Source organism: Pseudomonas sp. 2,4-D, assembly GCF_030418155.1.
Lineage (GTDB): Bacteria > Pseudomonadota > Gammaproteobacteria > Pseudomonadales > Pseudomonadaceae > Aquipseudomonas > Aquipseudomonas alloputida.
The window spans coordinates 18,906-30,558 of sequence record NZ_JAUHUI010000014.1; the positions used below are offsets into that span (position 1 = coordinate 18,906).

Below are 11,653 nucleotides of genomic sequence, written 5' to 3' on the forward strand. Positions count from 1 at the left end.
CTAATAGCTGACCTACGAGCCCACTGTGCGAGCAGTGGGCTTCGTTTTATGAGGTTCATGGGCCCGATCCCCGCGATCCGGGGGCAGGTTCACCTGAAAATCTTAAAACCGTCACCCGCGGTTTCCTGGCCGTACCCCTGCCAGTGAAATGCAAATCAGGTTTTTAGGAGCGCTGTAATGCCTGAGATCTACCATTTCTTCCAACAACTGGTTAATGGATTGACCATCGGCAGCACCTATGCCTTGATCGCCATCGGCTACACGATGGTGTACGGCATCATTGGCATGATCAACTTCGCCCACGGCGAGGTGTACATGATCGGTTCCTACGTGGCCTTCATCGCCCTCGCGGGCCTGGCCATGATGGGTATCCATTCGCTGCCGATCCTGATGACCGTCGCCTTCGTCGCGACGATCTTCGTCACCAGTGCCTATGGCTACAGCATCGAACGGGTTGCCTACCGCCCCCTGCGCAACAGCAACCGTCTGATCCCGCTGATTTCTGCCATCGGCATGTCGATCTTCCTGCAGAACACAGTCTTGCTTTCGCAGGACTCCAAGGACAAGTCCATCCCCAACCTGATCCCCGGGAGTTTCTCCTTCGGGCCAGGCGGTGCTGAAGAAGTACTGATCAGCTACATGCAAATCCTGGTGTTCGTCGTCACCCTGGTGGCCATGACCCTGCTCACCCTGTTCATCTCTCGTTCCCGCCTGGGCCGCGCCTGCCGCGCCTGTGCCGAGGACATCAAGATGGCCAACCTGCTGGGCATCAACACCAACAACATCATCGCCCTCACCTTCGTCATCGGTGCCGCCCTGGCTGCCGTGGCGGCCGTGCTGCTGAGCATGCAGTACGGGGTGATCAACCCCAACGCCGGTTTCCTGGTGGGCCTGAAGGCTTTCACCGCGGCGGTGCTGGGCGGCATCGGCAGTATCCCGGGCGCCATGCTCGGCGGGCTGGTGCTGGGTGTGGCCGAAGCGTTCGGTGCCGATATCTTCGGCGACCAGTACAAGGACGTGGTGGCATTCGGCTTGTTGGTTCTTGTCCTGCTATTCCGGCCGACCGGCATCCTGGGCCGCCCGGAGGTTGAAAAAGTATGAACAGAAATCTCAAACAGGCGTTCTTCAGCGCCTTGCTGGTCTGGGCCGTGGCCTTCCCGGTACTGGGCCTGAAACTGAGCATCGACGGCATCAGCCTCGTCGTGCACAGTCAGGGCTCGTTCACCATCAGCATCATCGCCGTGTGTTCCGTGCTGATGTTCCTGCGCGTGCTGTTCGACAAGCAGTGGAGCTCGGTGATGGGCCGCCGATCGGATCGCAAGCTGATCCCCCCGGCAGTCAGCAACTACCTCACCCTGCCCAAGACCCAGCGCTATGTCATCATCGGGTTGATCGTGGTGGCACTGGTATGGCCGTTCTTCGGCTCTCGCGGTGCGGTCGACATCGCCACGCTGATCCTGATCTACGTGTTGCTGGGCCTGGGCCTGAACATCGTGGTCGGCCTGGCGGGCCTGCTCGACCTCGGCTACGTGGGCTTCTATGCCGTCGGTGCCTACAGCTACGCCATGCTCTCGCATTACCTGGGCTGGAGCTTCTGGGTGTGCCTGCCGATTGCCGGCCTGATGGCTGCCACGTTCGGCTTCCTGCTCGGCTTCCCGGTGCTGCGCCTGCGTGGTGACTACCTGGCGATCGTGACCCTCGGTTTCGGTGAGATCATCCGCCTGTTCCTGCGTAACCTCACCGATTGGACCGGCGGCCCCAACGGCATCAGCAACATCCCCAAGCCAGAGTTCTTCGGCCTGACCTTCGAACGCCGTGCGGCCGAGGGCATGCAGACCTTCCACGAGTTCTTCGGGCTGCAATACAACTCGATCAACAAGGTCATCTTCCTGTACCTGGTGGCCCTGCTGCTGGCCCTGCTGGCGTTGTTCGTGATCAACCGCCTGCTGCGCATGCCGATCGGCCGTGCCTGGGAAGCCCTGCGTGAAGACGAGATCGCCTGCCGTGCTCTGGGCCTGAACCCGACCGTGATCAAGCTCTCGGCATTCACCCTGGGTGCCTGCTTCGCCGGTTTCGCCGGCAGCTTCTTCGCCGCGCGCCAAGGCCTGGTGACGCCGGAGTCGTTCACCTTCATCGAGTCGGCGATCATCCTCGCCATCGTCGTGCTGGGTGGCATGGGCTCACAACTGGGCGTGATTCTCGCGGCCATCGTGATGATCCTGCTGCCTGAGCTGATGCGTGAGTTCAGCGAATACCGCATGCTGATGTTCGGTGCGCTGATGGTGTTGATGATGATCTGGCGTCCGCAAGGCCTGCTGCCTATGCAACGTCCACATATGGAGCTGCGTCGATGAGCCGCGAAATTCTGCAAGTCAGCGGCCTGAGCATGCGCTTCGGCGGCTTGTTGGCGGTCAACGGCGTGGCCCTGACCGTCAAGGAAAAACAGGTGGTGGCATTGATCGGCCCGAACGGCGCCGGCAAGACCACCGTGTTCAACTGCCTGACCGGCTTCTACAAGCCCAGCGACGGCACCATCCTGCTCGATGGCCAGCCGATCCAGGGCCTGGCCGGCCACCAGATCGCCCGCAAGGGCGTGGTGCGGACCTTCCAGAACGTGCGCCTGTTCAAGGAAATGACAGCGCTGGAAAACCTGCTGATTGCCCAGCACCGCCACCTCAACACCAACTTCTTCGCCGGCCTGTTCAAGACCCCGAGTTTCCGCCGCAGCGAGAAGGAAGCCTTGGAGCGTGCGCAGTACTGGCTGGAGAAGGTCAACCTGACCGAGTTCGCCAACCGTACCGCGGGCACCCTCGCCTACGGGCAGCAACGCCGCCTGGAAATCGCCCGCTGCATGATGACCCAGCCACGCATCATCATGCTCGATGAACCGGCAGCCGGCCTGAACCCGAAGGAAACCGAAGACCTCAAGGCTCTGATCGCCTACCTGCGTGAGTCGCACAACGTCACCGTGCTGTTGATCGAGCACGACATGAAGCTGGTGATGAGCATTTCCGACCATATCGTGGTGATCAACCAGGGTACCCCCCTGGCCCATGGCACGCCGGAGGAAATCCGCGACAACCCTGACGTGATCAAAGCCTACCTGGGGGAAGCGTAAATGCTGAAGTTCGAAAACGTTTCCACTTTCTACGGCAAGATCCAGGCGCTGCACAGCGTCAACGTGGAGATCAATCAGGGCGAGATCGTCACCCTGATCGGCGCCAACGGTGCCGGCAAGTCGACCTTGCTGATGACCCTGTGCGGTTCGCCGCAGGCGCACAGCGGTAGCATCAAGTACCTGGGTGAAGAGCTGGTCGGCCAGCCGTCCTCGCACATCATGCGCAAAAGTATCGCGGTAGTGCCGGAAGGCCGCCGCGTGTTCGCTCGCCTGACCGTCGAGGAAAACCTGGCCATGGGCGGTTTCTTCACCGACAAGGGCGACTATCAGGAGCAACTGGACAAGGTCCTGCAACTGTTCCCGCGCCTGAAAGAGCGTTACATCCAGCGCGGCGGCACCATGTCCGGTGGCGAGCAGCAGATGCTGGCCATCGGCCGGGCGCTGATGAGCAAGCCCAAGCTGCTGCTGCTCGACGAGCCTTCGCTGGGCCTGGCGCCAATCATCATCCAGCAGATCTTCGACATCATCGAACAGCTGCGCCGCGATGGCGTGACGGTGTTTCTGGTGGAGCAGAACGCCAACCAGGCGCTGAAGATCGCTGACCGGGCGTATGTGCTGGAGAACGGTCGGGTGGTGATGCAGGGCACCGGTGAGGCACTGCTGACCGACCCGAAGGTGCGCGATGCCTACCTCGGGGGTTGAATGAAAAAGGGCCTTCGGGCCCTTTTTTCTGCCCGCAGGACGTGTATCGTGGCCAGCTCTTTGGCAAAGATTCCCCGGAGCCCGCCCATGCGCCTCACCCCTACCCTGCTGCTCAGTGCCCTGCTGCCCCTGTTCGCTGGCTGCCAGTTACTGGCCGAGCAGCCCCGTGACCCGAACATCGGCACCACGCGCATGCAGGGCGAACTGAGCGCCAACGGCGGCCGCCTGTTGTTCAAGCCCTGCAGCGAAGCACGCCGCTTCGTGATCAACGACGTCGCCGGCACCGGCATCCTGCAAGAGTCCGCCAACCTGGCCAAGGACGCCAACGCCAAGTTGTTCGCCGACGTGCGCGGTCGCCTCACTGGCGCCAAGCAGGCCGACAACGACGGCCAGCTGGAAGTCAGCCGCCTGTACCGCCTGGAACCCTCCACCCGCGCTTGCGACGACCCCAACTTCAAGCAGCTGACCCTGCGCGCCAATGGCCATGAACCGGACTGGGACATCAAGGCCAGCGGCAAGGGCATGGTGCTCAACCGCATCGGCAAAGACCCGCTGCCTCTGCCATTCCTCGAAGAAGAAGTGCCCGGCGGCGGCCTGACCCTGACCAGCGAAGCCAACGGCCAGCACGTGGAACTGTGGGTCGCCCCGCAACGCTGCGTCGACAGCGCCACCGGCGCCGTGCGCCACTTGCGCGCCGAACTGCGCATCGACGGCCAGACCCTTCGCGGTTGCGGTTACTACGGTGGTGCGCGCGACAACTGATCGCCGGGCGCTTTAATCCTGCCAGTCGGGGCGGCTAACAGCTTATACTTGGCGGTTTGTGTAAAGCCGCCGGCCGCCCATGGCCGGGATACTGGACCCTGCCATGCTACGAATCACCGAACTGAAGCTGCCCCTGGACCATCCCGACGAAGCGCTGCGCGAAGCCATCGTCCAGCGCCTGGGCATTCGCGACGAGCAACTGCTCAGCTTCAACCTGTTCAAGCGCAGCTACGATGCGCGCAAGAAGAACAGCGAACTGCTGTTCATCTACACCATCGACCTGGAAGCCAGCAACGAAGCCGAGCTGCTCAGCAAGTTCGCCGATGATCGCAACATCGGCCCAGCCCCAGACGTCACCTACAAGTTTGTCGGCCAGGCCCCGGCAGGCCTGCAGGAGCGCCCGATCGTGGTCGGTTTCGGGCCGTGCGGCATCTTTGCCGGTCTGTTGCTGGCACAAATGGGCTTCAAGCCGATCATCCTCGAACGTGGCAAGGAAGTGCGCCAGCGCACCAAGGACACCTGGGGCCTGTGGCGTAAAAGCGTGCTCAACCCCGAGTCCAACGTGCAGTTCGGTGAAGGCGGCGCCGGTACCTTCTCGGACGGCAAGCTGTATAGCCAGATCAAGGACCCGCAACACCACGGCCGCAAAGTGCTGGAAGAATTCGTCAAGGCCGGTGCGCCGGACGAAATCCTGTACATCAACAAGCCGCACATTGGCACCTTCCGCCTCACCGGCATGGTCGAACAGATGCGCCAGGACATGATCGCCCTGGGGGCCGAGGTGCGCTTTCAGGAGAAGGTCACCGACCTGTTGATCGAAGATGGCCAACTGACCGGTGTAGTGCTTGAAAGCGGCGAGCAGTTGCACTCTCGCCATGTGGTATTGGCCCTGGGCCACAGCGCCCGCGACACCTTCCGCATGCTGCACGCCAAAGGTGTCTATATGGAAGCCAAACCCTTCTCGGTGGGCTTCCGTATCGAGCACCCGCAAACGCTGATCGACAAGGCACGCCTGGGCAAGTACGCCGGCCACCCGAAACTGGGTGCCGCCGACTACAAGCTGGTTTACCACGCCAAGAATGGCCGCTCGGTATACAGCTTCTGCATGTGTCCGGGTGGCACCGTGGTCGCGGCCACCAGCGAGCCAGGGCGAGTCGTCACCAACGGCATGAGCCAGTATTCGCGTAATGAGCGCAACGCCAACTCCGGCATCGTCGTCGGCATCGACCCCGAGCGCGACTACCCGGGTGGCCCGTTGGCCGGTATCGAACTGCAGGAGCGCCTGGAGGCACACGCCTATGTGATGGGCGGCAGCAACTACCAGGCTCCGGCACAGCTGGTGGGTGATTTTGTCGCCGGCCGGCCCTCGACCGCACTGGGCAGTGTCGAGCCGTCCTACAAGCCGGGCGTGACCTTGGGTGACCTGGCGCCGAGCCTGCCGGACTTCGCCATCGAGGCGATCCGTGAGGCACTGCCGGCTTTCGACCGGCAGATCAAGGGCTATAACCTGCATGATGCGGTGTTGACCGGTATCGAGACGCGTACCTCGTCGCCACTGCGGATTACCCGGGGTGAGGATTACCAGAGCCTGAACCTCAAAGGGCTGTTCCCGGCGGGTGAAGGGGCCGGGTACGCGGGCGGGATCCTGTCAGCCGGTGTGGATGGCATTCGCATCGCCGAGGCAGTGGCGCGGGATATGCTCGGCCTTTGATGCTTTATCGACTGACAGGGCCTCTTCGCGGGTAAACCCGCCCCTACACGGAACAATGGTCCCCTGTAGGAGCGGGTTTACCCGCGAAAGGGCCCGGTCCGGCATCAGACTATTCCAGCACCTACTCCAGACTACCCTCCCCCATCCTTCCCCAAATCCATCTAGGCTTGCCCCAGGCCTGTCAGTAACAACATATAACAAAAACGAATATGTTTTCTTTTTTAAGGAACATCGTCACAGGCTAGGGTGTACGCCCGTACCCTTCGTAAACTGCTCATGGAGGGCCTACAGCCCGTGCGTAGCCTGTTTGCCCGTTTCTTCCAGCTCGAAGCCGCCAGTGGCCTGCTGCTGATCGCCGCCGCCGTTCTGGCCCTGATCATCAACAACTCGCCACTGTCCTACCTGTACGGCGGCTTGCTCGAGGTACCCGTCGCCATCCAGGTCGGCGCGCTGAACATCGCCAAGCCATTGCTACTGTGGATCAACGACGGCCTGATGGCGCTGTTCTTCCTGCTCATCGGCCTGGAGGTCAAACGCGAGGTGGTCGACGGTCACCTGTCCAAGCCCTCACAAGTGATCCTGCCTGCCACCGCAGCCGTGGGCGGCATGGTGGTGCCAGCGCTGATCTACTGGTTCATCAACCGGGACAACCCTGCGGCCGTGGCCGGCTGGGCGATCCCTACCGCCACCGACATCGCCTTCGCCCTCGGTGTCCTGGCCTTGCTCGGCAAACGCGTACCGGTGTCACTGAAGTTGTTCCTGATGACCCTGGCGATCATCGACGACCTGGGTGCGATCATTGTCATCGCCCTGTTCTACTCCGGCACCCTGTCGAGTGTATCGCTGCTGCTGGCTGCGGCCTGTCTGCTGGTACTGGTGGCGATGAACCGGCTTGGCGTGATCAAGCTTGGCCCCTACATGATCGTTGGCCTGATCCTGTGGGTCTGCGTGCTCAAGAGTGGCGTGCATGCCACCTTGGCCGGTGTCGCCCTGGCCTTTTGCATCCCGCTGCGTACACGCAATGCTGAATCGTCGCCGCTGCTGGCGCTGGAACACGCCCTGCACCCCTGGGTGGCCTATGCCATCCTGCCAATTTTCGCCTTCGCCAATGCCGGCGTTTCGCTGGCAGGCATGACCTTAGACAGCTTCACCCACCCCGTGCCGATGGGCATCACGGTCGGCCTGTTGCTGGGCAAGACCGTGGGGGTTTTCGGCCTGACCTGGGTGGCGGTCAAGCTGCGCCTGGCCGCGCTGCCTGCGGGTGCTGGTTGGGGGCAAATTCTGGGGGTGGCGATACTCTGCGGCATTGGCTTCACCATGAGCCTGTTCGTAGGCTCGCTCGCCTTCGCCCCGGGTAGCAGCGAGTACGCCGGCATGGACCGCATGGGCATTCTTACTGGTTCGTTCTTTGCCGCGGTGATCGGCTACGCCGTCACCGCAATGGCCAGCCGCAAAACCAGCGTTGTCTGACTTGGCTGAGGCATGAAAAAACCCCGACCGGCAGCAGCCATGTCGGGGTTTTGTTTGACTGCGCTACGGTCAGTGCGAAACGCGGCTGGTACCGTCAACTGTCATGATGCGCACGCGTTCGCCAACGCGGAAGACTTCGTTCTCCTGCACGGCCTGTACATAGGCGCGCATGCTGCCATCATCTTCACGAACGGTAATTTCGACACCTTGGGTACGGGTCAGGCCTTCTTCTGCTGCGGAACCCGCCAAGCCACCGGCCACGGCACCGATCACGGCAGCCACGATGCTGCCACGGCCACCGCCCACGGCGCTGCCGGCTACGCCACCCACGATGGCACCGGCACCGCCGCCAATCGGGGTCTTGGTGCCCTCGATCTTGACCGGACGCAGGGATTCGATGGTACCCATACGCACGGTTTGCACGCGGCGGGCTTCGTCACGAGAGTAGCTGTCACCGGTCAGGCTCGAGGCACAGCCCCCCAGCAGCAGCGACATGGTGGTAAAGGTCGCCACCAGCAAAGCGGATTTACGCATGGGTAAAGTCTCCATAAGTCAGGTGCTCATTAGACGCTGCACATTGACGGCTGTCACGGTACAAACGTAATAAAATTGTTTTCATTCAGCCGGGGTACAGCCTGCCGGGCTGTGTCGAAGGCCTTTCAAGTGAGACCAAGAATAGCCATGGATTACTTCATCGTCGTGGTCACCACCGTTACGGGACTGTATTTCCACTGGTGGCTGTATGTGCGCATGCGTCGCTGGATGGACCGCGACCTGGCGTTGTCGCTGGCAGGAGCCGATCCTGAAAAACGCGCGTTCATGCTGGAAAGGTTGGCGCAGGCGCGGCAGGAGAAGGTGGGGCGTAAGCAACTGGCGGGGTGGTTGGCGCGCGAGGCGGCGGGTTATCCGGGGTAGCTTTGATCGATGGCTGGGGCCGCTTGGCGGCCCCGGTTGCTCAGGGCGCCAGCCGCTCTCGCAGCCACTGCCCATCCACCAGTCGGTAGTTCAACCGGTCATGCAGGCGGCTTGCCCGCCCCTGCCAGAACTCGATGCGCTCGGGCAACAAACGGTATCCCCCCCAATGCTCAGGGCAGTGCGGCTGGGTGTCGGAGAAACGCGTTTCGGTGGCCTTTACCAGGCTCTCCAGCTCTTCACGCCCGGCAATCACGCGGCTCTGTGGCGAAGCCCAGGCCCCCAGGCGACTGCCCAGCGGGCGTACCTGATAGTAGGCATCCGACTCCTGCGCCGTGACCTTCTGCACCCGGCCCTCAATGCGCACCTGACGCTCCAGCGCAGGCCAGAAGAAGGTCATTGCCGCAAAGGGGTTGACTTGCAGTTGCTGGCCCTTGGCGCTGTCGTAGTTGGTGAAGAAGGTGAAACCCTGCTCGTCGAGCCCCTTCAACAGCAATACACGGCAATGCGGGCGACCTTCACCGTCCACGGTGGCCAAGGTCATGGCGTTGGCTTCTACCGGTACCTGCTCGGTTTTCACCGCATCGGCGAACCACTGGTGAAACAGGGCGAACGGCTCCCCTGGTGCCTGGGCTTCGGCCAGGCCATCACGGGTGTAGTCGCGGCGCATATCGGCCAGGGATTGGGTCATTACTGCGGTTCCTTGACGATCAGTTGGTCTTCGCAGGGCTGTTGGCAGCTACTTTCTTGTCAACGGCAGCTTTCTTGGCGGCAGGCTTGGCCGGCGCAGCTTTTTTCTTGGCTGCAGTCTTCGCAGGCGTTTTGGCCTTGGCTACAGGTTTCTTCGCCGCAGCCTTGACGGCCGGTTTGCTGCCAGCGGCCTTGGCGGCTGATGCCTTGGCATCCTGCACCGCCACCATCGAGGCCGGGACGGGTGCCGGGGCGGCCTGCTGGTATTTGGCCAGCAGCGCGACCATGGTGTTTTGCGGAGTCAGCAACATCTCCACGCGGCGGTTCAGAGCGCGTCCCTCGGCGCTGTCGTTGGCAGCGCGCGGCATCACCGACCCCATGCCCTTGAGGGTCAGGCGGTCACGCTGCAGGCCGCTGAGGCGGAAGATGGCCGATACCGAAGCGGCGCGCTCCAGGCTGAGCTTCTGGTTGGCAACGGCGGCACCGCTGCTGTCGGCATGGCCCAGTACCAGCACGGCAGTCTTGGGGTCGCCTTCGACCGTCTTGGCAACACGGGTAATCGGGCCCAGGGACATGGGCAGCAACATGTTCGGGCGATCAGGATTGTACGAGCTGTCCACCGGCAGGGTTACCGCCAGCACGTTGTCACGACGCTCCAGCTCCAGCTTGCTGTCCTTGATCGCTTCGCGCAGCTTGGGCTCGTATTCGTCCAGCCAGGCCTGTGTGGCCTTCTGATCGATCTTCGGCACCACCGGCCCCTTGGCTTGCTTGTCGTCACCGCCAAACGGCCACCACCAGCGGCTGGAGCTTTCGGATTTGGCATCGGCTTTGGCCACGTTTTCAGTGACGGCTGACTTCACTTCCTGCTCGGCAACCTTGTCCGAACCGAAAGGCCACCAGCTGGAGCCACCTTCCTTGGAGCCGTCCGGGGAGTGGCTGGCGCAGCCGGTAACGGCGGTCAGGCACAGGGCGAGTGCTAAGGTTTTATGTGAAGACATCAGCGATACACCATGAAATAGAAAGATATTTTGCCTACGAACTTCAGGCGTTGGCATTGAGGATAGTCAAAGGGGTGTGGCAATACCCGCATTACCCGATCAAAGGCAACCGGCAAGGACGCGTACCAGTTTCTGGGCGCGTGGGTCCATCAGCACATAAGGGCCGAGGGTATTGACCACAAAACCGAAGGCCACATCGTACTCCGGGTCGGCAAAACCGACCGAACCACCGGCACCGGGGTGGCCAAAGGCGCGGGCGCCGAGACCAAAGGTGGCATTGGCCACATCGGGCTGGTCGAGCATGCAGCCCAGGCCGAAACGGGTCTGGGTGAGCAAGGTACGATCCTGGCCAAGGCTATGCTCGCGGGTCAGCTCATCGAGCAGTTCGGATTCAAGCAGGCTGCCGTCCAGCAGGCCGGCATAGAACCCCGCCAGGCTGCGTGCGTTGCCATGGCCATTGGCCGCTGGCTGCTGCATGCGCCGCCATTCCGGTTTGTTGGTGCTGGTCAGTATCGCGGGCGGGTTGGTAAAAGCACGGGTCGACAGCGCCTCAGGCTCGCGCATGGTCACCTGCAGCAAGCGTTGCGCTGCACTGTCTCCAACATTGCCCTTGCCGCGGGCGATATGCGCTACACGGTGGAACTCTTCGTCGACCAGGCCAACATGGAAATCCAGCCCCAATGGGCGGGTGGTGCGGGCCACGATCGAGTCGCCAGGGCCACGGCCGTCGGCACGGCGAATCAGCTCGCCGATCAGCCAGCCATAGGTGATGGCGGCATAGCCGTGTTCTGTGCCTGGCGTCCACCACGGTGTCTCGGCTGCCAGGGCATCGACCATGAACTGCCAGTCATACAAGGCTTCAGCCGGCAACAGCTTGCGTATGGCCGGCAAGCCGGCACGGTGGCTGAGTAGCTGACGCAAGGTGATCGACTGCTTACCCGCCTGGGCGAACTCGGGCCAGTAGTTGGCCACCGGGGCATCGAGGGCCAGCTTGCCCTCGCCGACCAGCTGCAGGGCGGTAACGGCCGCGAAGGTTTTGGTGCAGGAGAACAAGTTGGCGATGGTATCGCTGTGCCAGGCCTGCTGGCCGTCCTTGTCGGCACTGCCGGCCCACAGGTCAACAACGGTTTCGCCACCCACCTGGATGCACAGCGCGGCGCCACGCTCCTGGGGATCATCGAACAGCGCGGCAAAAGCTTCGCGCACAGCTTCGAACTTCAGCTCATAGTGACCCTGGATCTGCACCCGCTGCTCTCCGTACGACCATATCCAAAAAGGTGTGCATTGTTT

12 protein-coding genes are annotated in these 11,653 nt (G+C 62.3%); 8 read left to right on the forward strand and 4 right to left on the reverse strand.

The window, feature by feature from the left end; genetic code table 11:
* Positions 1-177 precede the first annotated feature (177 nt).
* The 7 genes from livH (at position 178) to nhaA (ending at position 7,763) form a co-directional block, all read left to right on the forward strand.
* Positions 178-1,101, forward strand: coding sequence for a high-affinity branched-chain amino acid ABC transporter permease LivH (gene livH / locus QYE47_RS12530; protein WP_008097482.1), 924 nt, complete (start codon positions 178-180; stop codon positions 1,099-1,101).
* Positions 1,098-2,354 carry a high-affinity branched-chain amino acid ABC transporter permease LivM gene (locus QYE47_RS12535; RefSeq protein WP_010952298.1) on the forward strand — a complete coding sequence of 419 codons (1,257 nt, stop codon included), beginning with the start codon at positions 1,098-1,100 and terminating at the stop codon, positions 2,352-2,354. The genes livH and QYE47_RS12535 overlap by 4 nt, the downstream gene beginning before the upstream one ends.
* Positions 2,351-3,118 (forward strand): high-affinity branched-chain amino acid ABC transporter ATP-binding protein LivG, encoded by a 768-nt coding sequence (livG, locus tag QYE47_RS12540; protein WP_014589947.1) that lies wholly within the window; start codon positions 2,351-2,353, stop codon positions 3,116-3,118. The genes QYE47_RS12535 and livG overlap by 4 nt, the downstream gene beginning before the upstream one ends.
* Entirely contained in the window at positions 3,119-3,820 is a 702-nt protein-coding gene (locus QYE47_RS12545) for an ABC transporter ATP-binding protein (protein WP_003254879.1), read from the forward strand.
* An 87-nt stretch (positions 3,821-3,907) separates the two neighbouring features.
* The gene (locus tag QYE47_RS12550) at positions 3,908-4,582 is read left to right on the forward strand and encodes a COG3650 family protein (RefSeq protein WP_014589946.1); all 675 of its coding nucleotides are present in this window, start codon (positions 3,908-3,910) and stop codon (positions 4,580-4,582) included.
* A gap of 103 nt (positions 4,583-4,685) precedes the next feature.
* Entirely contained in the window at positions 4,686-6,293 is a 1,608-nt protein-coding gene (locus tag QYE47_RS12555) for an NAD(P)/FAD-dependent oxidoreductase (protein ID WP_019750617.1), read from the forward strand.
* Between the two features lie 276 nt (positions 6,294-6,569).
* On the forward strand, positions 6,570-7,763 hold the full coding sequence (nhaA, locus tag QYE47_RS12560; protein WP_026031914.1) for a Na+/H+ antiporter NhaA: 1,194 nt from the start codon (positions 6,570-6,572) through the stop codon (positions 7,761-7,763).
* Positions 7,764-7,832: 69 nt separating this feature from the next.
* Here the strand turns inward: nhaA and QYE47_RS12565 are convergent, their stop codons facing one another.
* Complete coding sequence (locus tag QYE47_RS12565) at positions 7,833-8,297, reverse strand: glycine zipper 2TM domain-containing protein (RefSeq protein ID WP_003254883.1); 465 nt, start codon at positions 8,295-8,297, stop codon at positions 7,833-7,835.
* 147 nt (positions 8,298-8,444) lie between these two features.
* Here QYE47_RS12565 and QYE47_RS12570 point away from each other — a divergent pair, with 147 nt between their 5' ends.
* On the forward strand, positions 8,445-8,678 hold the full coding sequence (locus QYE47_RS12570) for a hypothetical protein (RefSeq protein WP_014589944.1): 234 nt from the start codon (positions 8,445-8,447) through the stop codon (positions 8,676-8,678).
* Between the two features lie 40 nt (positions 8,679-8,718).
* Here the strand turns inward: QYE47_RS12570 and pdxH are convergent, their stop codons facing one another.
* The 3 genes from pdxH to QYE47_RS12585 all read right to left on the reverse strand — a co-directional run bounded on the left by pdxH (position 8,719) and on the right by QYE47_RS12585 (position 11,608).
* Complete coding sequence (gene pdxH, locus QYE47_RS12575; RefSeq protein ID WP_070383537.1) at positions 8,719-9,366, reverse strand: pyridoxamine 5'-phosphate oxidase; 648 nt, start codon at positions 9,364-9,366, stop codon at positions 8,719-8,721.
* Positions 9,367-9,385: 19 nt separating this feature from the next.
* Complete coding sequence (locus tag QYE47_RS12580) at positions 9,386-10,363, reverse strand: OmpA family protein (protein ID WP_070383536.1); 978 nt, start codon at positions 10,361-10,363, stop codon at positions 9,386-9,388.
* Between the two features lie 99 nt (positions 10,364-10,462).
* A complete protein-coding gene (locus QYE47_RS12585) occupies positions 10,463-11,608 on the reverse strand; it encodes a serine hydrolase domain-containing protein (protein ID WP_070383535.1) in 1,146 nt (381 codons plus the stop codon).
* Positions 11,609-11,653 lie beyond the last annotated feature (45 nt).